This is a genomic window from Mucilaginibacter sp. PAMB04274, from assembly GCF_039634385.2.
GTDB lineage: Bacteria > Bacteroidota > Bacteroidia > Sphingobacteriales > Sphingobacteriaceae > Mucilaginibacter.
The window spans coordinates 1,418,870-1,444,948 of the sequence record NZ_CP155081.2 but is presented as its reverse complement, the minus strand read 5'-3'; the positions used below and the strand labels follow the sequence as shown (position 1 = coordinate 1,444,948).

Annotated in this window: 16 protein-coding genes; 10 read left to right on the top strand and 6 right to left on the bottom strand. The window is 43.5% G+C overall.

Annotated elements, in window-relative coordinates; translation table 11 throughout:
• Nucleotides 1-669: 669 nt before the first annotated feature.
• Nucleotides 670-2,772: an LruC domain-containing protein gene (locus ABDD95_RS05950; protein ID WP_345950988.1), complete on the top strand. Its 2,103-nt coding sequence runs from the start codon at nucleotides 670-672 to the stop codon at nucleotides 2,770-2,772.
• A 144-nt stretch (nucleotides 2,773-2,916) separates the two neighbouring features.
• On the opposite strand, the gene dnaE is transcribed toward ABDD95_RS05950, so the two are convergent.
• On the bottom strand, nucleotides 2,917-6,501 hold the full coding sequence (dnaE, locus tag ABDD95_RS05945; protein ID WP_345950987.1) for a DNA polymerase III subunit alpha: 3,585 nt from the start codon (nucleotides 6,499-6,501) through the stop codon (nucleotides 2,917-2,919).
• Between the two features lie 126 nt (nucleotides 6,502-6,627).
• Between dnaE and ABDD95_RS05940 the strand changes: the two genes are divergently transcribed.
• The 3 genes from ABDD95_RS05940 (at nucleotide 6,628) to ABDD95_RS05930 (ending at nucleotide 14,664) form a co-directional block, all read left to right on the top strand.
• Nucleotides 6,628-11,886, top strand: coding sequence for a translocation/assembly module TamB domain-containing protein (locus tag ABDD95_RS05940; protein ID WP_345950986.1), 5,259 nt, complete (start codon nucleotides 6,628-6,630; stop codon nucleotides 11,884-11,886).
• Between the two features lie 4 nt (nucleotides 11,887-11,890).
• Nucleotides 11,891-14,143 carry a BamA/TamA family outer membrane protein gene (locus ABDD95_RS05935; protein ID WP_345950985.1) on the top strand — a complete coding sequence of 751 codons (2,253 nt, stop codon included), beginning with the start codon at nucleotides 11,891-11,893 and terminating at the stop codon, nucleotides 14,141-14,143.
• Between the two features lie 92 nt (nucleotides 14,144-14,235).
• A complete protein-coding gene (locus ABDD95_RS05930; protein ID WP_345950984.1) occupies nucleotides 14,236-14,664 on the top strand; it encodes a retropepsin-like aspartic protease in 429 nt (142 codons plus the stop codon).
• A gap of 76 nt (nucleotides 14,665-14,740) precedes the next feature.
• Here ABDD95_RS05930 and ABDD95_RS05925 read toward each other — a convergent pair whose 3' ends face one another.
• From ABDD95_RS05925 to gyrB, 3 genes are all read right to left on the bottom strand, one after another.
• Nucleotides 14,741-16,648, bottom strand: coding sequence for a DUF294 nucleotidyltransferase-like domain-containing protein (locus ABDD95_RS05925; RefSeq protein WP_345950983.1), 1,908 nt, complete (start codon nucleotides 16,646-16,648; stop codon nucleotides 14,741-14,743).
• Nucleotides 16,645-17,349, bottom strand: coding sequence for a 3'-5' exonuclease (locus ABDD95_RS05920; RefSeq protein ID WP_345950982.1), 705 nt, complete (start codon nucleotides 17,347-17,349; stop codon nucleotides 16,645-16,647). Before ABDD95_RS05920 ends, ABDD95_RS05925 begins: the two co-directional genes overlap by 4 nt.
• Nucleotides 17,350-17,597: 248 nt before the next feature.
• Complete coding sequence (gyrB, locus tag ABDD95_RS05915) at nucleotides 17,598-19,556, bottom strand: DNA topoisomerase (ATP-hydrolyzing) subunit B (protein WP_345950981.1); 1,959 nt, start codon at nucleotides 19,554-19,556, stop codon at nucleotides 17,598-17,600.
• Between the two features lie 151 nt (nucleotides 19,557-19,707).
• Between gyrB and ABDD95_RS05910 the strand changes: the two genes are divergently transcribed.
• Both ABDD95_RS05910 and ABDD95_RS05905 read left to right on the top strand, forming a co-directional pair.
• Nucleotides 19,708-20,319, top strand: coding sequence for an OmpH family outer membrane protein (locus ABDD95_RS05910; RefSeq protein WP_345950980.1), 612 nt, complete (start codon nucleotides 19,708-19,710; stop codon nucleotides 20,317-20,319).
• Between the two features lie 134 nt (nucleotides 20,320-20,453).
• Complete coding sequence (locus tag ABDD95_RS05905) at nucleotides 20,454-20,924, top strand: nucleoside deaminase (RefSeq protein ID WP_345950979.1); 471 nt, start codon at nucleotides 20,454-20,456, stop codon at nucleotides 20,922-20,924.
• 142 nt (nucleotides 20,925-21,066) lie between these two features.
• On the opposite strand, the gene ABDD95_RS05900 is transcribed toward ABDD95_RS05905, so the two are convergent.
• Nucleotides 21,067-21,345: a SelT/SelW/SelH family protein gene (locus ABDD95_RS05900; protein WP_345950978.1), complete on the bottom strand. Its 279-nt coding sequence runs from the start codon at nucleotides 21,343-21,345 to the stop codon at nucleotides 21,067-21,069.
• Nucleotides 21,342-21,764 carry an RNA-binding S4 domain-containing protein gene (locus ABDD95_RS05895; RefSeq protein WP_345950977.1) on the bottom strand — a complete coding sequence of 141 codons (423 nt, stop codon included), beginning with the start codon at nucleotides 21,762-21,764 and terminating at the stop codon, nucleotides 21,342-21,344. Before ABDD95_RS05895 ends, ABDD95_RS05900 begins: the two co-directional genes overlap by 4 nt.
• A 584-nt stretch (nucleotides 21,765-22,348) precedes the next feature.
• On the opposite strand from ABDD95_RS05895, the gene ABDD95_RS05890 reads away from it, so the two are divergent.
• The 4 genes from ABDD95_RS05890 (at nucleotide 22,349) to ABDD95_RS05875 (ending at nucleotide 26,026) form a co-directional block, all read left to right on the top strand.
• Nucleotides 22,349-23,167: a 2,3,4,5-tetrahydropyridine-2,6-dicarboxylate N-succinyltransferase gene (locus tag ABDD95_RS05890; protein WP_345950976.1), complete on the top strand. Its 819-nt coding sequence runs from the start codon at nucleotides 22,349-22,351 to the stop codon at nucleotides 23,165-23,167.
• 122 nt (nucleotides 23,168-23,289) lie between these two features.
• A complete protein-coding gene (locus ABDD95_RS05885) occupies nucleotides 23,290-24,417 on the top strand; it encodes a glycosyltransferase family 1 protein (RefSeq protein WP_345950975.1) in 1,128 nt (375 codons plus the stop codon).
• Entirely contained in the window at nucleotides 24,410-24,976 is a 567-nt protein-coding gene (locus tag ABDD95_RS05880; protein ID WP_345950974.1) for an L-threonylcarbamoyladenylate synthase, read from the top strand. Before ABDD95_RS05885 ends, ABDD95_RS05880 begins: the two co-directional genes overlap by 8 nt.
• Nucleotides 24,977-25,663: 687 nt before the next feature.
• Nucleotides 25,664-26,026, top strand: coding sequence for a response regulator (locus ABDD95_RS05875; protein ID WP_345950973.1), 363 nt, complete (start codon nucleotides 25,664-25,666; stop codon nucleotides 26,024-26,026).
• Nucleotides 26,027-26,079 lie beyond the last annotated feature (53 nt).

The following is a 26,079-nucleotide window of genomic DNA, read 5'->3' as shown; positions in this document are numbered from 1 at the left end:
CTCAAATTTATACATATTTTTATAAGCGCCGCCTTATAACATATTAACAATTCATCAAATACCAATAATCACTGCCGCAACCATTTAAGACGTGATTTGCGAAGCTTAGGCAATGGGCCTAATGTAGACTAGAAGAAAATGTTTTAGGAATATACATAGCGAATGATAAGATGCGTATTTGTAAGTGCAAATCACCTCTTGCCCTTATAGGTGAAACACAGGTTTTAGCCGATGGAAAAAGACAATTGCCTCCCAGTGATATATAACGAACGGCTGATGAAAGATTACGCATAGGTAAACACCACAACATTGGAAAAGCCTTCCCACGCAAAATAGTGGCTCCACCTGTGCCTGCAATTCAACCCTATGGCTAAATCACCCAAGAAGAAGTAGTAGCATCGTTAATTATTCTTTAAAAATTCAAACTCAGTTTCCTGCTTGTTTATAAATATTAAGTATTCCGCTACTAAATATTACTTATTAATCAACAAGCGCATATTTGCGCACTGTGGAAGTATGGGGATTAATTAACCACTGTTTGAGGCTTTGTTCTCTCATGTTTTGGGGAAATGCCACCACAAATATATTGAGGTAACTACTTTTTTAGCTATAAATAGGCGTTGGAACACCGTTTGCCTAAAGGTATTCATACAACGAATAAATAATTATATGAAACACCTTTTTACATGTGCATTATTAGCGGGAGTAGTAACATTCTCGGCTTGTAAGAAAGACACAATGCAGCAGGAAGAAACAACCACAACTACTGTTACCGGAAATAAAATAGCACCTGATGGCTTTAATTTTTCTACCACCAAAAATGTAGCTTTAAACCTTACATTAAAAGCCAACAATAATGATGCGTTAGGCGGCGTAGTAGTAAGCGTTTACTTACCAACCAATACTGAAGAGCCTATTTTTAAAGGCGTTACTAATAGCAATGGCGTATTGCAAGGCACTATTACTGTACCTGCTTCTGTTAGCCAGTTAATTATAGATCCGGCTTATGTTGGATTGATGCGTTATGCACAAGGCACTATCACTAACAGCAATACTATTACAGCTACTATTGGTGGCAAAGACGGTTTTAGTGGTGATATCACTGCTCAGGAGGTAACTGTTAGTACCACAACCGGTACAGCCTCAACCAAATCAACGGTTGCTTACGGCGATCCGATAATTGCTTACCCAAGTCCTTATAGCGGTTCATCAAGCGCTATTGTTAATACTACTACTTATCCGTTTAAATTGGGTCGCCCGGTTTACCTTGAGGCAACACCCGATAACATTGATGCTTCCCTACTTTCTTATATCAATGCATCATTACCAGAAGGCGTAGCATTACCAACCTCACACCCTGAGTATTTGACTACTACTGCAGTGCCTAACCTGAATATAACTGCAACTTCTGATGTTTGGATAACATTTGTATCTGAAGGTGCAGGTTACGCGAACAGCCTTGCTTACTACACCTATCCTACTAACAATCCGCCGCAAAGCGTTTATGATGTTGACAATGCTACATTGGTATTTCCTAATGCATCGTCATACGGTTCAGGCGGTGGCTTAAAAGCTGGTGACAAAGTTAAAATCGGCCGTTTTAGCGCAGGTACTTCTGTAGGCTTTGTTTTGATTCAAAATGCATGGAATGGCAGTGGCGTATTAACCGGCAACACTAAATTCTATTCAGATTACAAACTGAACCCTGAGATCAGAACTAGTAATAAAAAACACTCAGTAACCCTTTGGGATGACGTTCACAAATTGTTCCTAATGGGTTTTGAGGACATTAACCGCGAAAATGGTTCAGACCAAGATTTTAATGACCTTGTAGTATATGCTACTTCTAACCCGGTAACTGCTATATCACCTATCGGTGTACCAGCTATTGATAAAGGCGGAGATACTGATGGCGATGGCGTGCAAGACGAGCAAGACGCATTTCCTACCGATCCTACTAAAGCTTTTGTAAGCTACTACCCATCACAAACTGGTTATGCCAGCATTGCTTTTGAAGACAACTGGCCTAAAAAAGGTGATTTTGACCTGAACGACTTAGTAATCAACTATCGTTATACTTTTACCAGCAATGCCAACAACCAGGTAGTGCAATTAAAAGGTGAGTTTTTACCTTTAGCCTCTGGTGCATCATTCAAAAACGGTTTTGGTATACAATTACCGGTTGCAGCATCAGCAGTTAGCGCTGTTAGCGGTCAGAACCTTACTACAGGTATAATTAGCAGAGCTGCTAACGGTGTTGAAGCCGGCCAAAGCAAAGCGGTAATTGTTCCTTTCGATAACCATGAGAACCTGCTGAGAAACCCTGACGGTGCTTTCTTTATCAACACCCTGATGGATAAAAACAAAGTTACCGGCAGCGTGGCTACTGTAATTGTTGATTTTGCCTCAGCAGTATCTGCTTCAACCTTACAGGTATCTAACTTCAATCCGTTCCTGATCAGCAATGGTCGCCGCGGTTATGAAATTCACCTGCCAGGTTTTGCACCTACCGATAAAGCTACCACCAGCCTGTTCGGAACTGATGATGATGCTTCGGCTCCTGCAAGTGGCAAATATTACCTGTCGAAAGAAAACTACCCATGGGCTATTAACTTTGTTGGCGAGTACAAATACCCTGTAGAATTACAACCTGTAACCGGTGCTTACCTGCACTTTGCTGAGTGGGCACAATCAGGTGGTACATTATTCCCCGACTGGTACAGCAGTGTATTAGCCGGTTTCAGAGACAACTCTAAAATATACAGCAAATAACTATTTCTAAATACCAACTACGCAACAGGGCTGCCTCAAAAGGGCAGCCCTCGTTGTTTATATAAATCAGGCAATACTATTAGCCGGTAACCCAAGGAGTGGGTAATAACGACAATATCTCTTTTTTGAAACTGAATTTATTGCTTACTTCAGCACCGGCTGTACGTTAGTTAACGCATAAATACCTTCCAGCAGATCGTCACTTGGGTTTACGCGGCATGTTTTGGATGGTAGGTCTATAAACAAAGTATCCTCGCTATCCTTCACCATAAAGCGTAAAGCACAATTTTTCACCTCGTACTTTTGGTTATTGGCTTCAACCATACGCTCCAGGCTTTCTACCAATTGCTCATTAATGTTATGCAGATGCAGACATACCGTGAGGGACTTGGTCATTTTATCGCGCATTTCAGATAACAGGTTGATAGCCGAGAGGCGCAAATCCCAGTTATCTTTCTGGCGGTATTTTTCTTCTACATTACCTTTAATTTGTATAAAGTAGCCGTCACCCAGCAGGTTTCGGAATTTAATGTAGTCATCGCCAAACAGCGCGAACTCGTAGCTGTCAAAGTAATCTTCTATTACAAATGTACCAAAGGGCTTGCCGGTTTTGGTCATTTTGTGCTGCACGTTAGCCATTAAGCCGCCAATGGTAAGTTCGCCCTGCTTACGCAGGTGTGCAAAGCGTTCCATAATTTCGGGCGGAGCCTCGCCGTTACGCATGGCAACTAATATTTTAAGGTCCGAGACCTTGTTCTGGCAATATTTTTCCAGCTCCAGCTTGTAATTATCTAACGGGTGACCGGTTAGATAGATACCAATCACATCCTTTTCATACTTCAGCTTCTCAATCAGCGGCCACTCTTCGCACTCGGGCAGAGCAGGCTCTGGTATATAAGCTTCTACTGTTCCGCCAAATAATGATGATTGTGAACTATTTTTGGTGTTTTGGTAATCGTTACTATATTTTATCAAACGCTCTATACCGGTGAGCAAGCCGTTTTCGGTTTTGGCAAAAAAGCACGAACGATTTAAACCAAAGCTATCAAACCCACCACTATACACCAGGTTTTCGTATGATTTTTTGTTAACGTTGCGCACGTTACTGCGCTGTGCGAAATCGAATATAGATTTGTAAGGGCCGCGCTCGTTACGCTCCTCTATAATACTTTCAATCGCCTTATCGCCCACGCCTTTTACACCGGTTAAACCAAAGCGCACATCGCCGGCTTTATTTACGGCAAATGCCATGTCCGACTCGTTCACATCAGGTCCTAAAACTTTGATACCCATCCGGCGGGTTTCTTCCATGAAGAAAGAAATCTTATCGATGCTGTTCTGGTTATTTAATACCGCAGCCATATACTCGGGCGGGTAATGCGCCTTTAAGTAAGCCGTTTGGTAAGCCACAAACGCGTAACAGGTGGAGTGCGATTTATTGAAAGCGTATTGTGCAAAAGCTTTCCAGTCGGTCCAAATTTTAGTAAGCTTATCTTTTGGGTGGCCTTTGGCCGCTGCCCCGTCCATAAACTGGGCTTCCATTTTGTTAAGTACCTCAATTTGCTTTTTACCCATGGCCTTACGCAAAACGTCGGCATCGCCTTTACTAAAGCCGGCCAACTTTTGCGATAAAAGCATTACCTGTTCCTGGTACACCGTAATACCATAGGTTTCGCCCAGGTACTCTTCCATATCCGGCAAATCGAACGCCACGGGCTCTAAGCCGTGCTTACGCTTAATAAAGCTGGGGATGTACTCTATCGGACCCGGGCGGTACAGGGCATTCATGGCAATCAAATCCTCAAACCTATCGGGTTTCAGGTCGCGCAGGTACATTTGCATACCATCACTTTCAAACTGAAATGTACCGTTGGTATCGCCGCGTTGGTATAGCTCATATGTCTTTTGATCATCGAGCGGTATATAGTCTATATCAATTTCAACGCCATGGTTTTGCTTAATGAGGCGCAGCGCATCCTTAATAATGGTAAGGGTTTTTAAACCCAAAAAGTCCATCTTAATTACACCGGCATCTTCAATTACACGACCGTCATACTGGGTAACCAGCAGGTCAGAATCTTTAGCCGTTGCAACCGGAACAATATTGGTTAAATCATCGGGCGCAATGATGATACCCGCGGCATGCACACCTGTGTTGCGTACAGAGCCTTCCAGCTTTTCGGCCTCGCGCAGCACAGTGGCTCGTAAATCGTTACCGTTTTTTATAGCCTGCAGTTCGGGTACTTGCTCAATAGCCGTTTTAAGGTTGATGCCCAAGGTATCGGGCACCAATTTTTTCATGGCGTTTACCTCGCTCAGCGGCATATCCAGCACACGGCCTACGTCCTGTATACTGGTACGTGCAGCCATAGAACCATAAGTAATGATCTGGGCCACCTGATTCTTACCATATTTATCAACCACATAGTCAATAACCCGCTGGCGACCGGCATCGTCAAAGTCGGTATCAATATCGGGCATGGATTTACGGTCGGGGTTCAGAAACCTCTCGAAAAGCAGGTTATATTTTATAGGATCGATATTAGTGATACCCGTACAATAGGCCACCACTGATCCCGCCGCCGAACCACGGCCGGGCCCAATGAACACGCCCATGTTTCGGCCTTCCTTAATAAAGTCGGCCACGATTAAGAAGTAACCTGCAAAACCCATGGTTTTAATGGTGAACAGCTCAAAATTGATGCGCTCTTCAACCTCAGGGGTAAAATCAACATACCGTTCGCGCGCACCGGTCATGGTAAGGTGCTTAAGGTATTCCCACTGGTTCAGCACGTCAGATTCGGGTCCATCGTGTATCTTAAACTCGGGCGGTATAGGGAAATTAGGCAGCATGATGTCGCGCTTCAGCTTCAGCACGTCTACCTTATCAACAATCTCGTTGGTATTATCCAACGATTCTGGAATATCATGAAACAACTGGGCCATTTCGGCCTGGGTTTTGAAATAGAACTGATCGTTCGGGAAACCGAAGCGATAGCCTTTGCCGCCTTCCTCGTCGGTAGCAATGGGCGTGCTCTGCATATCGCCGGTATTTACACACAGCAAAATATCGTGCGCGTTGGCATCCTGCTGGTCAACGTAATGCGAGTCGTTAGAGCAGATTATTTTTACCTGGTGCTTTTTGGCAAACTTCCGCAGCGTATTATTGATAATCTCCTGCTCGGGGATTTCATGGCGTTGTACCTCTATATAGTAGTCCTCACCAAAAATATCCAGCCACCATTTAAACTCAGCTTCGGCTTCCTCCTCTGTTTTTTTGAGAATAGCCTGTGGTACCGATGCACCGATACAGCAGGTAGTGGCTATTAACCCTTTGTGATATTTTAAAATAAGTTCCTTATCAATACGAGGCCATTTACTGTACAAGCCCTCCATATACCCTAGGGAACACAGCTTTATCAAATTGCGGTAACCCTCGGCATTCTTTGCCAGAAATAACTGGTGATGACGAACATCCTTTTTCTCTTTGGTAAACTGCTTTTTATGGCGGTCTTCTACTACGTAAAACTCGCAGCCCACAATGGGTTTTACATTGTGCTTAGCAGCCTCGGCCACAAATTTAAACACACCAAACATGTTACCATGGTCGGTTATGGCAAGGGCTTTCATGCCATCGGCGGCTGCTTTTTTATAAAGTTTAGATATATCGGCAGCACCGTCTAGCAGTGAGAATTGGGTATGTACGTGTAAATGAGAAAAATCAGGCATAGCTTATCCGTTCCAGCAGTACAAAGATACGAAAAAGCCCTACGGCCTACTAAACGGGTGGCAAATAATTACTGACAAGGCAGGCTACTTTTCAACAAAAATAATCTGTAAAAACATTTTTAGGCCATGCAGGTTTCTAACTTAGATACCCCTCTGCACTTCGCTCAGGAAGCCGGAGGCATAGTGTTTGTACTACTTCAAACACACATCAAACTCCACCTTGAAAATCTACTAAAATTGGAAAAATTTGGACGTATAGCTTTAAAAACCATTCTTTGGATAGTTGGCAGTGTCATTTTTCTGGTGCTGCTTGTAGTTCTTTTGATACAAGTACCCGCTGTACAACAATTCGCAAAAAATAAAGCCGTAAGCTTTTTAGAAGGTAAAATTCATACCAAAGTTGAAATTGGTCACATCACCATCGGCTTTCCGAAAATGCTGGTTTTGGAAGACGTTTACTTTGAAGATCAGAAACGCGATACCCTTATTGCAGGCGACAAACTGAAGGTAGACATCAGCATGATGAAACTGCTGAAAAGCCAGGTTGAAATTAACGAAATTAACCTGCAAGGCATTACTGCGAAAATAAGCCGCGGTGCCGACAGTACCTTTAACTTCGATTACATTATTAAGGCCTTTGCCGGCGAGCAAAAAAAGGAACCTAAACCAACCGATACTACCTCCAGCATGAAGTTTGCGCTGGATAAGATCATCCTCGACCGTATTAACATTGCCTATAAGGATGTAACTACTGGCAACGACGTTAAATTTTTGCTGGGCCATTTTGATACCCGCATTAAGACTTTTGATTTGGACAGCATGCGGTTCGCTATCCCTAAAATAAACCTGAGCGATGTTAACGCTCGCATTATACAAACCCCGGCAGGATCCACCATCGCCCAAACCAACGCTGTTGATACCGCTACTACGCCGCTTAATCTGAAATTGGAGCTGGGTACCATCGATTTTTCTAAAATTAAGGTCGATTACCGCACTAAAGAAATGTCTACCGTTACCAACCTGGGTAAATTACTGGTTGAGATGGATAAGATAGACCTTAAGAACCAGCGCGTGGGTGTTAAGAGCATTACGTTAAATGACACCAAAGCTAACCTGCGTTTGTCTAAACCCGAATCGGTTGCTAAAGCGATAGAGAAAGGTGTTAAAAAGCTAGATACACTGGTAACCGCCCCTAAAAGCAGTGCACCGTGGCGCGCTACTGTAGGCAAAATCACCTTCGCCAATAACGACATTAAGTTTGACAACGATGCTACAGCGCCCCTGAGTCGGGGTTTGGACTTTGCCCACATGGACATTAAAAATCTATCTACCGATATTGATGACCTGGCTTATACAACCGATACCATTACCGGTAAGGTAAACCAATTTACCTTCAGCGACAAAAGTGGTTTTAACCTGAAACAGTTTCACACAAGCTTTTTATACGGTCCCAAAAGTGCTTACCTGAAAGACTTATATGTAGAAACGCCGCAAACAGTTATTCAACGTAATTTAGAAGTAACCTACCCCAGCATTGAAAGCCTGACTAAGAATGTTGGCGCTTTAGGTATTAACGCCAATTTGGACGGCAGCCGTTTGGGATTGCGCGATGTGTTGCTGCTGATGCCTACGATGGCCAGCATGGAACCTTTCAGAAGCACGCCTAATGCGGTATTACGCATAAACGGCCGGGTAAGTGGCCGGGTAAACGATTTACGGATACAAAACTTTGAGCTTATAGGCTTATCTAATACACACATTAAAACATCGGCCGTATTACGCGGACTGCCCGATGTAAACAAAGCTTACTTTGATGTAAACCTGGCCGATTTTACCACCAGCCGCCGCGATATTATGCGCCTGGCACCACGGGGCACCATTCCGCCGAGCGTAAGCATACCCGAATACATGAGCTTAAAAGGCAAGTTGAAAGGCAATATGGCTAATCTGGCCACGCAAATGAACTTGCGCTCGAGCTATGGTAGTGCCGATGTAACTGCCAACGTGAAGAATGCTACCAACATCAACCGCATACAATACGCCGCCAAAGTGCGGGTAAATAACCTTAACGCAGGCGCGCTAACAAAGCAGCCCCAAACCGTAGGACGCTTAACCCTTACGGCCAATGTGGAAGGTGCCGGAGCTGATCCAAAACATTTGAACGTGCGTTTTGCGGCTAATGTGGTGAGCGCGCAGGTTAAAGGCTACACTTACCGCAACCTGGTTGCTAAAGGCAGCGCCCGCAACGGCAGCTATGTAGCTACTGCCCGCATGAAAGACCCGAACATCAACTTTAGTTTGGATGCCAAGGCTAACATGAACAAAAAGTACCCGTCTGTCAATGCAACGATGATGATAGACAGCATTAACCTGCAAAAACTGAACTTTGTAAAGGATGATATGCGTTTTCATGGCAAGCTGGTGGCTAATTTGCCAACTGCCGACCCGGATTTTCTGAACGGTAGTGTACTGCTAACCGACATGCTGGTTGTAAACAAAGGCCAGCGCATACAGCTAGATACTGTGAGTGTGGTATCCACCGCTAACGCCGATAGTAGCAGCCTTCGCCTAAGCACGCCATTTTTAAGCGCCCATTTGGGTGGTAAATACAAGCTTACCCAAATAGGCACCGCACTGCAAGATAACATTAACAAGTACTTCAACACCGCTTTAGCTGCTGCCCCAACCACACGTGGCGGTGCAGTTAAAACGCCACCTTATTCGCCACAACAGTTTAACTTTGACCTGCGCATGGTAAAAACACCGCTGGTGACACAGTTTGTTCCTGATTTGAAACAGCTGGATCCTATAGTGATTAACGGCCGTTTTAACAGTCAATCCGGTGAATTGCTGGTAAACGGTTCTATACCGCGTGTGGTATACGGCACTAACATTGTAAGCAATGGCAAGCTGAATATTAATACAAACAACGCATTAAACTATAGCTTAACTTTCGACCAGATACAAGCCGGCTCGAGCTTAAAGCTGCTATATCCGAGTATAACCGGCAACGCCGCAAATGATAAACTAAACCTGAGCCTGCAAGTACGTGATGCTGCCCGCAAAGAGCGTTACCGTATTGCCGGTGTTTTCAGTGTATTGCCAAGCGCTTACCAATTCAACTTTCTGCAAAACGGTTTACTACTCGATTATACCGAGTGGGCTGTTAACCCTAACAACATGTTCCAGTATGGCAATAAAGGCATCCTGGCACGCGATTTTGCCATCACCAGTAACAATCAGGTACTAAGTATCAACAGCAACCCACCGCAGGCCAATGCACCGCTAACTGTTCAATTCACTAATTTCCATATAGAAACTTTAACCCGTTTAGCTCAACAGGATTCCTTACTGGTAGGTGGTACCATTAACGGTAACGCCGTAGTAAGCAACCTGCAAGCGTCCCCTGTTTTTGTGGCTAACATGAACGTTGGTGACTTTAGCTTTAAAGGTGATACAGTGGGTAACATTGCCATTAAGGTCAACAATCAAACTGCTAATGCCTATGCAGCCAATGTAAGTATAACAGGCAAAGGCAACCAGGTTGATTTAACCGGCATGTACTACACTGCACCCGAAGGCCGTATGGACATGAACCTGAACATTGTGAACCTAAGCATGAAGAGCGTTGAAGGCTTCAGCTTTGGTAACATACGCCGGGCTACGGGTAATATAACCGGTGGTTTAAAAATTACCGGAACTACCACTGCACCAAGCGTACGCGGCGATATAAAGTTCAACCAGGTTGGCTTCAACGTATCGATGCTGAACTCGTATTTCACTATGCCTAACGAGAGCATAAGCTTTACCAGCGAAGGTGTGCGCTTTAACGACTTTACCCTGGTCGACTCGACCGGTAATAAAGCTGTGGTTACCGGGGCAGTTTATACCAAGACCTATACGGATTTCCGCTTTGGTATTGATATGCGTATGGATAATTTCCGTGCGGTTAACTCTACACGTGCCGACAATAAGTTATTTTATGGACAACTTTATGTAGATAGCCGTGTGAAAATACGTGGCGACATGAACAAGCCTATTGTGGATGCCAGCCTTACCGTGAACGACAAAACAGATATGACCTTTGTGCTGCCCACAACCGATCCAAGTATTGAAGACCGGAAAGGCGTGGTTGAATTTGTATCCAAAGACCCTAACCTTGATTCAATTCTTATAGCCAAACGACTGGACTCTTTACGGAAATCGGACGTAACCGGGTTGGATTTAAATGCTACGCTGAACGTTAGTAAGAATGCCAATTTTAACATTGTAATTGATGAGCGCAATGGCGACGTAGTACATATTAAAGGTGACGCTCAGCTAAGTGCTGGCATTGACCCCAGCGGTAAGATCAACCTAACCGGTACCTATACGGTAAACGAAGGTTCTTATCAGTTATCTTACGGTCCGGTTAATCGCCTGTTCCGCTTTAAACAAGGCAGTACCATTGTTTGGAACGGCGACCCCACCAATGCAACTGTTGACCTAACCGCTATTTATGTAGCCAATATTCCACCTATTGACCTGGTTGAAAACCAGTCGGCCGGAACCGATGCGCAGAGCGGTATGTATAAACAAAAACTGCCATTCAATGTAAACCTGAGCCTACGCGACCAATTACTAACTCCGCGTATTGGCTTCGATATCGTTTTGCCTGATAGTAATTACACCGTTCAGCCAGATGTTATAGACGCTGTAAATGTTCGTCTTGGCCAAATACGCCGAGACCCTAACGAGATGAATAAACAAGTACTGGGTGTATTGGTATTGGGCCACTTCATTGGAGATAACCCACTGCAAAGCCAGGGTGGCAGTGCAGGTGTTGAAGGCGCCGTTCGTAACAGTGTAAGCAGCTTACTTTCGAACCAGCTGAATAAACTGGCTGGTAACATGATCGGAGGCTTCGATTTGAACTTCGACCTGCAATCCGGACAGGATTACTCAACCGGTACCGAACAAAACCGGACGGACCTGAACGTAGGGCTATCCAAACGCTTCCTGAACGATAGGCTTACTGTAACCATTGGTAACAACTTCCAATTAGAGGGTAAACAGCAACCGGGTCAGCAATCAAGCACCATTGCGGGCAACGTATCTGTTAATTACCGCCTAACTAAAGATGGCCGCTATATGCTACGTGCTTACCGCCGCGACCAATACATTGTGATACAGGGTCAGGTTATTGAAACCGGCGTTGGCTTCTCGCTCAATGTAGACTACAACCGCTTTAAAGAGATCTTCTCGAAAAACAGCCGGGAAGAAAAAGCGTTACTGCGTCAAAAGAAACGCGAAGAAAAAGAACGCAAAGAACAACAAGAAGAAAAAGAAAAACAACAACAGCCTGCTGAAGAACCAAAGCAGACTACTACCGCTACGACAAACTAAACCTATGATTAAAAATTTAGCATATTTTACTTTAACATCGGTTATACTTTTAAGCGCATGCAGTACCACCAAAGATTTACCTGCAGGCCAAAAGTTATATACCGGCGCTGAAATAAATTTTACTGATAAAGACCTGCCTAAAAAAGAAAAAAGCTTTTTAAAAAGTGACCTGCAAGGTTTATTAAGACCAAAGCCTAACGGCAAAATTGGTCCGTTCAGGTTTAAACTTTGGGTTTACCAAAAAACACGCACTACCAAAACTAAAGGTTTAAAGCACTGGCTAAATACCAAATTTGGCGAGCCGCCTGTATTGGTAAGCGCTGTTGACCTGGTGCAAAACAGCAGTATTTTACAAAATCGCTTGCAAAACCGCAGCTATTTTCAGGCCCAGGTAGCGGGAGATACTGTGGGGAAAGAGAAGGTTGCCAAGGCGGTTTATACCGTATCGGCAGGCCCGTCTTACAAGTACCGCAATATCATATGGCCAAGTGGTACCAACCCGTTAGATAGCGCAATTGCGGCTACTGCAGGCGAGACTATCTTAAAAAAGGGCGACCAGTATAACTTGGATGCCATTAAGGCCGAACGCTTACGAATAGATGCCCGGCTTAAGGAAAAAGGCTTTTACTACTTTGCGCCCGAAAATCTAATTTTCAGCGCGTTCGACACCACCGTAGCCGGTCATCAAATCGATGCGCGTATCAAAATTAAAGACGACGTGAGCGATCGTGCACGGCAGGTTTACAAGATCAATAAGATTTATGTGTATCCTAACTATTCGTTAAGAGACACTGCGCTTAAATTAGATTCTGCCCTATCTTATCGCTGGTATAATATTATAGAAACTCGCCGCCGAACCGTAAGGCCGTTTGTATTTAAAAACACAGTTTTACTGCACCCAGGCGAAGTTTATAATCGTACCGATCATAATAACTCATTGAACCGCTTTGTAGAATTAGGGCCGTTTAAATTCGTAAAGAACCGCTTTGAGGATGTAACCACAGATTCGGCCAAACTTAATGTGTTTTACTTTTTAACACAGTACCCACGTAAAACGCTTTCTTTTGATGCCTTGGTACGTACTACATCGGCCAATTATAATGGTACACAGCTAAATATTAACTGGCGTCACCGCAATGCCTTTAAAGGTGCCGAGGCGCTTACCGTTACTTTGTTTGGTAGCACCGATGGACAAATAGCTGCTAACAACGGTGGCTATGCTTTATCGCAGGTAGGTATTCAAACCACATTATCGTGGCCGAGGTTTATTAGTCCTTTTAATTTCAGTGCCGATAACGCTTACATTCCGCGCACTAATTTTAGCTTGGGCTATTCCATCATCAACCGTAGTCAGCTCTATAATTTAAGTTCGTTTAACGGATCATTTGGTTATCAATGGAAACAAAGCGTACACAAACAACATGAGCTTAACTTGCTGATGGTGACTTATGTAAAACCTGCAAGTGTAACCGAATTATATAGGGACAGCATTAGAAGGACGCCAAACCCGGCCCTTAAGCATGTTATTGATCCGCAGTTTACTTTTGGTCCAACTTACAGTTATACTTACACCAATACTACTGAAACTTATCGTACTAATACCGTTTATTACAACGGCCGTGTAAGCTTATCGGGCAATGTACTGGGTATTGTAAGCGGTGCCGATACTTTAGCCGGTAACGCAAAAAAACTATTCGGAACCAACTACAACCAGTATGTTAAGCTGGAAAATGAATTCAGATTTTTTCACAAGCTTGGCCCCAAAAGCACAGTTGCTGCCCGTGTAATTGCCAGTGCTGGTTTGCCTTACGGAAACTCCACTATATTGCCATACAGTCAACAATTCTTTATTGGCGGTGCTAATAGCTTACGTGGTTTCAGGGCCCGTTCTATCGGTCCGGGTACAGTTGATCCTCTGTCAGCAAATCCTAACGGCTTTATAGGCGATCAGTCGGGTGATATTAAATTAGAAGCCAACGTAGAATACCGTCCTCACCTTTTCAGCATTGTTTATGGCGCGCTGTTTTTCGATGCAGGTAACATATGGAACGCCAAATCTTATGCAACGCTGCCCGGCGGCACGTTCAATAAGAAGTTTTTAACCCAACTGGCTACCGATGCTGGCTTTGGTTTGCGCTTTGATGCCAGCATACTGGTATTACGTACCGACTTTGGTTTCCCGCTGACCCGCCCTTACAAGTCTGATACTGCTAATGATAAAATGGTATTTAACTTAGCTATTGGGTATCCATTCTAAATACTGACAACAAAATAAAAAACGCCATCTCGTACTACGTGGATGGCGTTTTTATTTTAATACCGTTTACTATTCTGTTACTTTTACCGCTCATGAATATCAACATTCCGCTTCATATCATCGATATGCAAGGCGACGGCTATCACCTACTGGTTGACGTTAAAATTGGCCGTAATGCTTACAAACTTGTGCTAGATACCGGTGCATCAAAAACGGTTTTTGATCACCAAACGCTATTACAGACTCATAATAAGATTGATATCGTATCTACCAACAGATTATCAGCCGGCTTGGGCACGCTATCCATGGAATCATTCACGGCAGTTATACCCGAGTTAAAGCTGGGACGTTTTAAATTGACAGGCTTTGAGGTTGCTATCTTAGACCTCTCAACCATTAATCAGGCCTATGCTCAATTCAACCACCCGCAGGTGCTGGGCGTACTTGGCGGCGATATTTTAATGGAATACAATGCGGTGATAGATTACGGAAAGAAAACCCTGAAATTAAAGCAAATGTAAGAGAATCGGTTATGACCGAGGGTCATGATGGTTTAAGATGCCAAATTACATCTTGTCTCTTGCCTCTTACCTGCATCTAACCTAATACGCTGTTGGTAAAATCCATCTTTATTTTCGATTGGAAATTGCCAATCACTTTAAAGATCTCCTTTAGAGTTACCCGCTCAATTTTAGTAAGGCTGGATAGGTCAATGTAATTATCGGGTGAGGCTTTATCGTAAATAATTTGCACGGCTTGTTTTTTAAGGCGCATGCTCATTAAAAAATAATATGATTGTGAAAGCTCATGGTAAGCCGTTTCTGAGAATACTTCCAACTTGCGCAATGCTTTCATCCGCTCACCTGTATTTACTTCAAAAACACGGTTCTTTAAGGCGTATACCCGCACCAGATCCACAATAGGCGTCATTGCTTTTTTAATATCAAAAACCTCACGCTCATTCTTTTTAAACGTGCGTATGGTGTTAAAAAAGGTAAGCGGCGGCTCATACTGCAAGGCATTTATGGCCATGTTATGGAACAGCTTGTCCATAGGCTTTTGCAATTCCTCGTTTAAAAACTCGTGCAACTCATCCATAATAGACGCCTCTCCATACACAAAACGGCAATCAAAAAAGGTAGAAAAATTAATCACCGTTTCGGGCAGCGATTCAGCCATCCAGCTTATATAATTACGTTTCCAGTGCGAAAGCGAATGCGTCCATTTTGGGTTTTGCGCCATAAAACCTCCGGTGCAGTAACTAATGCCAATACTATTTAACCGGCCTGATACCTGTTGCGCAAAGTCGAGAAAATACTCCCTTACTTCTTCTCGGTGTTCGTTGGCCTTATCCTCGTAAATAATGGCATTGTCTTGGTCGGTCTTAAAAGTTTGCTCCTTGCGTCCTTCACTACCCAATACCATAAACACAAATTTGGCCGGCGGTAAACCTACCACATCAATAGTGCTTTCAATTACTTTTTGCGCAATGGTATCGGCAATAGTGCTAATTACCTGGTTGGCAATCTGAGCGTTTACACCGCGCTCCAACAACTGGTTTACAAAGTGCGGTACCGAATCCCATTTACGTTTCAGCTCTTCATCGCTTACTGCAGATTTAACCGACTGTATGAACACCAACGGCGATTGTGCCTGTTCGCTCAGCAGTTTGTTACGGCTTAAAAAGCCAACGTACTGGTCATCCTTTTTCACCAGTAGGTAACGTGTTTTGGTACTGAACATCATCAGCACAGCCTCATACACATAAGCTTCCACATCAATGGCAACAATGGGGTTGCCCATTACGCTGCTTACAGCATCAGCGGCACTGCGCTGCTGGGCAATTACCTTATCACGCAGGGTAATATCGGTTACGTAGCCAACTATATGGTTCGCTTCGTCGGTTACAAAAAGGCAACTTACTTTATGCGCAGCCATGTGTGCGGCCGCTTCAAAAACAGGTGTATTGCCCGTACATTGCACAATAGGACGATACTCTACACTCTCAATTTTACGCGAATAAACCTGATCGGCAGCCAAATAGCTTTCCTCAAAGGCGGCAGGGCGCTTAAAGAAATGCACAAACTCCTCATTTTGCATGCGCTTGCCAAACTCTGCGGTAAAGTACAGGAAGAAATCCTCATATGCCTTGCACAGGGCTCTGAAGTCTTTACGGTGCAAAAAATAAACCAGCGTACCTTTTTTGGCAATTACCGTGCGTAACGATTGCCTGCGGTTAAGCAATACCGAAACGCCGCCATAACAAAAACCAGCATCGTGGTATTCCATCAGGCGCTTATTTTGTACACTATCATAAAAAAAAGACTCATATTGCCCTTTAACGATAATGTCTACCCCTTTCAGCTTGGTGGTTTCCTGCTGGTATATAATCGTATCTTTTTTATAACTTACTTCCTGTAGCTGCTCCGCAACGCTTTGCAAAACCTCTATGGGTAAGAGATTAAAGGGGGTGATGCTTTGCAAATATTTTACACGCTCATTCATAAATGGTGTGCTAGTAATACCATGAGTATTAAAACAACAAGCGGAACAAAAACCTGCAACACTTTACCGGAGCCTTTTTTAAGATTTTTGATACCAGCCTGTTCCTGTTGCTTCTGGATTAGCTTTTCACCGATCTCACCACGCTTCATCAGTTCAAAAAAGCAATCGGCCGTAGCCGTGGCATCTGAAAGAGCATTGTGCTGGTTTTGCAGCGGATGATAAAACAGGTAAGCGTAAAGGTCGCCCAGCAGCAAGCTTTTGGGCATAGGGTTCCAGTTAAACTGCGTAGTGGCCAGCATGGTGCAAAATAAAGGCAAGCCTACTAACGGATTGTCGATACCGGCACGGTAAAAATCAGCGCTCAGGATATGGTAATCCAACTGTACAAAGTGGCCTATAATCAAAGGTTTATATTGGTTCAGATCATTGGCCAGCAACTGCATCACCTGCGCACGGGCTTCTCCTTTTACGGCTAAAATACCCGGATTAATGCCGTGTATCTCCATAGCCTTGGGCGTAATTACAAAATCGGCGTTAAGAATGTAATGGTCTTCGCGCTTAATTTCCCGCCCATCCCTGGTATAAACCATCCAACTGATTTGTACAGCCGACGGCCAGTTACCCTCTGTTGAGTAGGGCAAATGCCAATTCACCGGCAAACCCGATGCTTCTGTATCTACAAATAAAAGGTAGTCGCTCACGCTTGGCAGTATTAACTTATTAAAAAACTGCCCTAAAGCTTATAATTGGTTAGATAAAGCAGCAGTTTACAGGTGCAAAATACTAACTTATAACTATTAAATATTCAATTAGTTGACAAGAGCAAGAAATTTATTCCCAGCACTCTTAGTGTTTAATAATCATATTCTTTCTTAGGCCGTAATTTATTGCTAGAGCATAAAAAAAGCCCCGCCTTTTTGGGGCGGGGCTTTCTTATATTTAATATCAGTTATGCATCAATACGTGCATACTTTGCATTTTTCTCAATAAACTCCCGGCGTGGTGCAACTTCATCCCCCATTAGCATAGAGAAAGTGTGATCACACTCGGCAGCATTTTCAATGGTTGCACGGCGCAAAGTACGGGTTGCAGGGTTCATGGTAGTGTCCCACAACTGTACGTCGTTCATCTCACCTAAACCTTTGTAACGCTGTACGTGTACGCTATCCTCTTTACCGGCACCTTTAAGGCGCTGTATGGCTGTATTGCGCTGCTCATCGGTCCAGCAGTATTCAAACTCTTTACCTTTTTTAACCAGGTACAACGGCGGCGATGCTATGTATACATAACCGTGCTCAACCAGCTCTTTCATGTAACGGAAAAAGAAGGTCAAGATTAGCGTGGTAATGTGCGAGCCATCCACGTCAGCATCCGTCATGATTACGATTTTATGATAACGCAGCTTAGAAATGTTCAGCGCTTTGTCGTCCTCAGGCGTACCAATACTTACACCTAAAGCTGTAAACATGTTCTTGATCTCTTCATTCTCGTAGATCTTATGCTCCATTGCTTTTTCCACGTTCAGGATCTTACCCCTCAATGGCAATATAGCCTGAAAATCACGTGCACGGCCTTGTTTGGCTGTACCACCAGCCGAGTCACCTTCCACCAGAAATATTTCACAAACCGAAGGATCACTATTAGCACAATCGGCCAGTTTGCCAGGCAAGCCCGAACCGGTCATTACGCTTTTGCGTTGTACCATTTCGCGCGCCTTACGAGCAGCTGCACGGGCAGTAGCTGCCAAAATCACTTTGTTAACAATCAGTCTTGCCTCTTTTGGGTTTTCTTCCAGGTAAATACCTAATATCTCACCAACGGCAACGTTAACCGCACCACTTACCTCACTGTTACCCAGTTTGGATTTAGTTTGGCCTTCAAACTGAGGCTCGGCTACTTTAACTGAAATAATTGCTGTTAAGCCCTCTCTAAAGTCATCGCCGGTTATATCAACCTTCACATTCTTTAGCAAGCCCGATTTATCAGCATAGGCTTTTAAAGTACGTGTCAAGCCCATTCTGAAACCGGCCACATGCGTACCGCCCTCAATAGTATTAATGTTGTTGACGTAAGAGTGAACGTTCTCGCTATAAGTTTCGTTGTATTGCAGGGCCAGTTCAACCGGTATGCCCTGTTTAATACCCTCTACATAAATAGGCTCAGGAATAATAGATGCACGGGTGCCGTCCAAAAATTTAACAAACTCTTTTAAACCGCCTTCAGAGTAGAACTCCTCGGAGGGATGTGTACCATCATCTTCGGTAACGCGCTCGTCTGTTAAAGTTAGACGGATGCCTTTATTTAAGAAAGCCAGCTCGCGTAAGCGGGCGGCCAGTGTGTCATATTTATATTCTATAGTTTGGGTAAAAATTTCCGGATCGGGCTGAAACCATTGAATGGTACCTGTACGGTTTGATTCGCCGATGGCTTTTACCTCGAACATTGGTTTGCCACGCTCGTACTCTTGGGTAAATACTTTACCCTCGCGGTGTACCAGTGTTATTAAATGGGTAGAGAGTGCGTTAACACAACTTACACCCACACCATGCAAACCGCCCGAAACCTTATAGGTATCTTTATCAAATTTACCACCGGCGTGTAATACGGTCATTACAATTTCAAGCGCGGATTTATTTTCTTTAGTATTGATACCTGTAGGAATACCACGGCCATTATCTTCAACAGTGATGGAATTTCCTTCGTGAATAGTAACCTTAATGGTATCGCAGTAACCAGCCATGGCCTCGTCAATCGAGTTATCAACCACCTCATATACCAGGTGGTGCAGGCCTTTTACGCCCGTATCGCCAATATACATGGAAGGTCTTTTGCGTACCGCTTCCAAGCCTTCCAGAACCTGAATATTATCTGCTGAGTAATTGGATCTGTCCTGAATTTCTTCGCTCATGTTTAAGTTTAAAAATAACTAACAAATATACGCTTTTTTGAGCAATTTAAACGTATGTTGATAACTTGGGCAGTCACACACAGGTCATTAAAAATGATTAGGATAGTGCGATTGAAATGATATATTTGTGAAATTTTTTTAATTGAGCAAGATGAAAACCCCGGCTTCGATGATATCGAAAATTACTTTAAGCTTATTACTGGCAGGAAGCTTAGCCGCCTGCAACCAGAACAAAACCGAAGAAAAAACTACAGCTGCCACACCAGCGGCAACCTCTGCTTCTGCAACACCTAAGGCTGAAGAAATTGTATTTGTAAACTCTGACTCATTGTTAACCAAGTACGATTACTTCAAAGACATGAGCGCGCGTTTGGAGAAAAAAGGCAAAGCTGCACAGGCCGACCTTGTGAACAGAGGCCAGGCTTTTCAACGTGAAGTGGCCGAGTATCAAAAAGCTGCTGCTACCATGCCTGCCGATCAGCGCCAGGCTACCGAGCAACGCCTGCAACGCAAACAGCAGGAATTACAAGCTTACCAGCAAAATGCAGGAGCCCAGGTACAAAATGACCAAGCCGGCGAGCAGGCTAAACTTTATGAAAAAGTTGCCGAGTTTTTGAAAACTTATGCTAAAGATAAAGGCTACAAAATGGTAATGACCTACCAAAAAGGCAACAGCGGTATTTTATACGGCGACCCAAGCTTGGACATAACCAGCGATGTGGTTAAAAAACTAAATGAGGCTTACGCTAAAGACAAAAAATAATAGCCTAACTCTCCCTGGAGGGATGGAACAAATATAGAGTGCCTTCTGCTGATAAAAAGCAGAAGGCATTATTTTTTAACTACTAATTTTCACATTAAAGTCTTCCCTTCAGGGGGAGGACTTAGGAGGGGTTTATGAACCACGAAGAATTTATGCGCATGGCCATTGGCCTTTCAGAGCAAAATGTTGCGCTGGGATTGGGCGGTCCGTTTGGTGCCGTAATTGTAAAAGGTGATAAAGTTATAGCGGCTAGCGGCAACAAGGTGGTACCCAGCAATGACCCTACTGCCCATGCCGAGGTATCGGCTATACGACTAGCCTGCCAGGAATTGGGAACTTTTAGTTTGGAAGGCTGCGTAATTTACACCAGCTGCGAGCCCTGCCCTATGTGCCTGGGCGCTATTTATTGGGCGCGGTTGGACAAGATATACTATGCCAACAACAAAAGTGATGCGGCTGCTATAGGCTTTGATGATCAGTTTATTTATGAAGAACTGGACCGCCCGAAAGACCAACGAAAGTTACCCGTGGTAGAGTTACTGCGCGATGAAGCTTTAGGGGCATTTAAGGCTTGGGAAACTTCGGTATCGAAAACACATTATTAAAATGCGGGCTCGTAAGGCGGGGCCAATCAACGAGCACTGTCATTTCGATAATGGCGAGAAATCTTTTCGAAGCGGTGAACCGATGACTATTCCTGCCGGAAGATATCTTATTGTTGTTGGGGATGACAGTGCCTTAAATAAATTACCTCTTATCTGAATGCCCTAAACTTTTCTCAGGGGCCACTACATCACGTACCAATTGTTTTAATTCTTTAATCTCCGGAAAACGGCCTTCAAGTTTACGGTTAAAGATTTCCTGATCGTTGACACGAATCACGTAACTGCCACTCACCTCGCTCGGCTGCAATAACACGCCGTGCACATCATCAGTAAATGTGGTGAGCAGTTCTTGCGACATGTAGGCCGCCCGTAGCATCCAGCCGCACTTGGGGCAATATTCTATACTAATAGTCGGCTTCATTCGCTGTCCTCTTCGTCAGGTTTGGCAGGGGTAAAATAGCCGCCTTGCAAATCATCAATCTCACGGCGGTCGCGTTTGGTCGGTCGGCCTGCACCACGGTCACGGCTTAGTACAGGTGCATGGAACATAGATTTAAAAGCCGTAGTTTGCTCAACCGGCGTAATGTCATCATAAAACATTACAGCTGTTTTGGCATCAGTCCTGCTTTCCAGCAAACCCGTTACTTTCACCACTTTGCGTTCTAGCCCTTTAGATACATGGTATATCTCCCCTACCTTAACCTCGTGCGAGGGTTTGATATTGGTGCCATTTAATTTTACACGGCCAGCTTTACAGGCATCAGAGGCCAGCGTACGTGTTTTAAACAGGCGAATGGACCACAGGTATTTATCTATACGGAGCTTTTCTTTTTCAGGCATAGTACAAATTTAACACTATCCGCTTAAAATTGATTTAACGAACAGATAGTTTACCTTTTACCAACGCGCTAATGATACCCGCTAAAAAAACAAGCAGACTTAAAACAAACACAACAATTGCAAACCACATTAACGTTTGCTCATAAAAAAATAGGCGGCTTCCGCATAAAAGAATAATAGCGCCTGGGCCCGGCATAGTTGAATGTGCCGGCATAAAGCGCTGTAAATATGAATAGAACACTCAGTAGAACATGGCCTAACCCTATAAAACGGTTTACCGGTTTATGATATCTGTCAAACAGCTCATATATAATACCATACCCAATTAACACCATTGCTGGTATACCAGACCACCACCACCAAGTTATAATGTAGTAAGTATCATTCATACTGATAACGAATTGCCAGGAGAACTTAGCCGACCAAAAAGGACGACAATTACCGCGGTTAAAATAAAAATGTATTGGGCTTTGACGTACTGCATTGCTAAGTGATTTAAGGTAGGGATAGTGCTTATTCGCGTGTTGATGATACAAGCGTTCCTAATATGCCTAAAATTCCCTTAATTTGCGAAAACTTTAATCATGCCCGCTACTTTAAAAAAAATGATCGAGGATGCCTGGGAAGACCGGGGATTACTCAATATGAATGAATATGTCAATGCGGTTGAAACCGTTATTGAGCGCCTTGATAAGGGCGAAATGCGTGTTGCCGAATTAATCACTAACCGCTGGCACGTAAACGACTGGGTTAAAAAAGCTGTTATCCTGTACTTCCCTATCATGCAAATGGAGGAGATAAAGGTAGGTCCGTTTGTGTTTCATGATAAAATGAAGCTAAAAACCGATTACAAGAAAACCGGCGTGCGTGTGGTGCCGCATGGTATTGCCCGTTATGGCGCTTACCTGGCCAAAGGCGTAATCATGATGCCATCATACGTAAACATAGGCGCCTATGTAGATGAAGGTACCATGGTAGATACCTGGGCAACAGTAGGTTCATGTGCACAAATTGGCAAGCATTGCCACCTGAGTGGAGGTGTAGGCATTGGTGGTGTACTGGAGCCAGTACAAGCGGCACCGGTAATTATTGAAGATAACTGCTTTATTGGTTCACGTGCTATTGTAGTAGAGGGCGTACATGTAGAACGCGAAGCCGTTTTAGGCGCCAACGTAGTATTAACTGCTTCTACTAAGATTATAGATGTTACCGGCGAAAAGCCTGTTGAGTATAAAGGCCGCGTACCTGCCCGCTCGGTAGTTATTCCTGGCTCTTACACTAAAAAGTTCCCTGCCGGCGAATACCAGGTTCCTTGTGCTTTAATTATTGGCAAACGCAAACAATCAACCGACAAAAAGACTTCATTAAACGATGCATTACGTGATAACAACGTAGCTGTATAATTAATCTTATTTCCTCATTGCGGGGAATGAAGCAATCGCTGCAGGGGGGCATTTCTATTGTTCGTATACAGCTCAGAGATTGCTTTGTTCCTCGCAATGCCGTTTTAACTTATAACCAATCTATGAACATCGGCTACGATGCCAAGCGAGCTTTTTTAAATAATACCGGCCTGGGTAATTACAGTAGGTGGTTAATTAAAGCTATGGCAACGTATTATCCTGATAACATTTATTGGTTATACACGCCTAAAATAAAAGATAACCGGCATTTAGGCTTATTAAAAAGTTTGCTTAACACCAAATGCATTGAGCCGGATACCAAATTTCTTTCTTCCTGGTGGCGCACGAAGGGTATAGTTAAAAATCTGAAAAGCGATGAGATTCAGTTATACCATGGGTTAAGTCATGAACTGCCTCTTGGCATTCAGCAAAGTGGCGTAAAAAGCGTGCTAACTGTGCACGATCTGATCTTTCTGCGCTTTCCGCATTATTACGGCTGGATAAACCGCACCATTTACAAAGTAAAAATTAAATACGCTTGTAAAGCGGCTAACCGTATAGTTGCCATTAGCCAAAAGACCAAAAACGACCTGATTGAATTACTCGGAGTCGATGCAGCTAAGATTGAGGTAGTATATCAAAACTGCGACCGGGCCTTTTCGCTACGTCAAAGTGATAATTACAAAACCACCGTGCAAAAAAAATACAAGTTGCCTAAAAGGTTTCTGCTAACGGTTGGGACAATTGAGGAGCGTAAAAACCTGCTGCTGCTTGTCAAGTCGCTGCAATACACGCGGGGAAACATTCCTTTAGTTGTGGTTGGCAAGCCTACGCCTTATCTTGATCAAGTAAAAGCTTTTATAGAACAGCATCAGCTGGGCAATCGCGTAACTTTTTTGCATGAGGTGAGCTTTGATGAGCTGCCGGCTATATACCAGCTGGCAACCATATTTATTTACCCCTCACGCTACGAAGGGTTTGGCATACCTGTACTCGAAGCTTTGCACTCAGGTACACCTGTTATTGCTGCAACCGGCTCCTGCCTGGAAGAGGCTGGCGGCCCGGATAGCGTTTATGTTGATCCCGACAACGAGCACGACCTGGCTAAGAAGATAAACCGTGTTTGGAACATGCCCGCGCTGAGGCAAAACATGGCTTTGAAAGGCTTCGAATATTGTCATAACTTTGACGATGAAAAACTTGCCGGCCAATTAATGGCCCTGTACCAAAACACACTTACACATGCTTAGAGACGAGGTAAAAAAGGCTTTTGACGTTGTACAGCAAGGAGGTATTATTTTGTACCCTACCGATACTATTTGGGGTTTAGGGTGCGATGCTACCAATACTGAAGCCATAGAGAAGATATATAAACTAAAGCAGCGTGCTCAAGAAAAAAGCATGATTGTTTTGCTGGATACGGAGAACAAGCTGGAAAGCTATATACGTGAGGTACCGGCCATTGCTTATGATTTAATTGAGTTTGCAGAAAACCCGTTAACACTGGTTATGCCCGGTGCTAAAAATCTCCCACCGGCTCTTATTGCCGAGGACGGCAGCATTGGTGTGCGTGTCAGTAAACACCCCTTTTGCCAGCAACTTATACAACGCCTGCGCAAACCGCTGGTATCAACCTCTGCTAATATAAGCGGACAGCCATCGCCACAAAACTTTCAGCAAATATCGCCGGAAATTATTGATGGTGTAGATTATGTAGTTGATATTGACCAGCACGACCTTTCGGCCAAAAAGCCGTCTACCATCATGCGTTTGGATCCAAGCGGAAAGTTTGAATTTATCAGACGTTAAGTTTAATACCTGTATCATACCTTAAATTTTTTAAAGAACTTTTACGGGTATGCCTATTAATAACTAAGTTGTGTGTAAAACCGCACCTGTCAAGGAAACATTTATTGCCAAGCTGCCGGCCAATTAGGATGAATCCAACGTTGCCTAACTTTTATCATCTATAGCGTAATAGCTATCATCAATTATTACAGAGAAACAGTGAACAAACTAATTCTTATTTTTAATTTGGTAAGGCAAAATAAGTAGACAAAATGGGCTGGCTTCGTTATTAGCAACTGTATATCAATACTATAACAGCAAACTGATAGAAGTGTATAAAAAACAGGCCGTTGTTTTTTAAAAAACACACATTTTATATACGCCCATCAGCAAAATTTGCAATTGTTAAGAAATGATAAATTTTTGTGCAAAAAAGGTGCTTTAACATCGTTTTAAAAGATGTTGCTACACTCTACCTAAGTACTTAGGTAACGAAATAGCTAGTTTTACTAATCCCCGCCATAAATTAAAAGCTTAACTTTTACTGTCAGAAAGCACTATTTGCTTTACAATAGCTCATAAAACGGCCGAAGCATATTGTTTGGCTTATATATTGTAAATGCATGTTAACTGCTTACTGTAATTATTACAAACCTTTGTAAGACCAAGGAGTTAGGCAGCCATTAAACATAAGACTTATATATAGCGATGAATAGGATATTGGCGGTAGACGATGATCAGGATATTTTGGAAGTACTTCAGTTGATACTTGAAGATTCTGGCTATCAGGTTAACACCCTCTCTGACGGTCACCTACTTTTTGAAAAATTAAATGAGGAACTCCCTGACCTCATTTTGATGGATATTATGCTGAACGGCCTTGATGGCAGAGATCTTTGCAAGAATGTTAAGCTGAATATAAGAACGCACGATATTCCGGTAATCATGATATCAGCCAGTCATAATGTGTCTGACGTTCTGAAGCAGGAATGTGCTCCCGATGATTTCTTGGCTAAACCGTTTGACATCAATACACTACTCATTAAAATACAGCGCCAACTGGCTGCTTAACTTTAAAAGCCTTAACAAGCTGTTTCGGATATTTAAATTTAATGTGCTGTAGG

What these genes read in the sequence shown, in the direction of transcription:
- ABDD95_RS05950 (WP_345950988.1), top strand. Translation starts at nt 670, where the DNA reads ATGAAACACCTTTTTACATGTGCATTATTAGCGGGAGTAGTAACATTC.
- dnaE (WP_345950987.1), bottom strand. Translation starts at nt 6,501, where the DNA reads ATGCCTGATTTTTCTCATTTACACGTACATACCCAATTCTCACTGCTA.
- ABDD95_RS05940 (WP_345950986.1), top strand. Translation starts at nt 6,628, where the DNA reads ATGCAGGTTTCTAACTTAGATACCCCTCTGCACTTCGCTCAGGAAGCC.
- ABDD95_RS05935 (WP_345950985.1), top strand. Translation starts at nt 11,891, where the DNA reads ATGATTAAAAATTTAGCATATTTTACTTTAACATCGGTTATACTTTTA.
- ABDD95_RS05930 (WP_345950984.1), top strand. Translation starts at nt 14,236, where the DNA reads ATGAATATCAACATTCCGCTTCATATCATCGATATGCAAGGCGACGGC.
- ABDD95_RS05925 (WP_345950983.1), bottom strand. Translation starts at nt 16,648, where the DNA reads ATGAATGAGCGTGTAAAATATTTGCAAAGCATCACCCCCTTTAATCTC.
- gyrB (WP_345950981.1), bottom strand. Translation starts at nt 19,556, where the DNA reads ATGAGCGAAGAAATTCAGGACAGATCCAATTACTCAGCAGATAATATT.
- ABDD95_RS05910 (WP_345950980.1), top strand. Translation starts at nt 19,708, where the DNA reads ATGAAAACCCCGGCTTCGATGATATCGAAAATTACTTTAAGCTTATTA.
- ABDD95_RS05905 (WP_345950979.1), top strand. Translation starts at nt 20,454, where the DNA reads ATGAACCACGAAGAATTTATGCGCATGGCCATTGGCCTTTCAGAGCAA.
- ABDD95_RS05900 (WP_345950978.1), bottom strand. Translation starts at nt 21,345, where the DNA reads ATGAAGCCGACTATTAGTATAGAATATTGCCCCAAGTGCGGCTGGATG.
- ABDD95_RS05895 (WP_345950977.1), bottom strand. Translation starts at nt 21,764, where the DNA reads ATGCCTGAAAAAGAAAAGCTCCGTATAGATAAATACCTGTGGTCCATT.
- ABDD95_RS05890 (WP_345950976.1), top strand. Translation starts at nt 22,349, where the DNA reads ATGCCCGCTACTTTAAAAAAAATGATCGAGGATGCCTGGGAAGACCGG.
- ABDD95_RS05885 (WP_345950975.1), top strand. Translation starts at nt 23,290, where the DNA reads ATGAACATCGGCTACGATGCCAAGCGAGCTTTTTTAAATAATACCGGC.
- ABDD95_RS05880 (WP_345950974.1), top strand. Translation starts at nt 24,410, where the DNA reads ATGCTTAGAGACGAGGTAAAAAAGGCTTTTGACGTTGTACAGCAAGGA.
- ABDD95_RS05875 (WP_345950973.1), top strand. Translation starts at nt 25,664, where the DNA reads ATGAATAGGATATTGGCGGTAGACGATGATCAGGATATTTTGGAAGTA.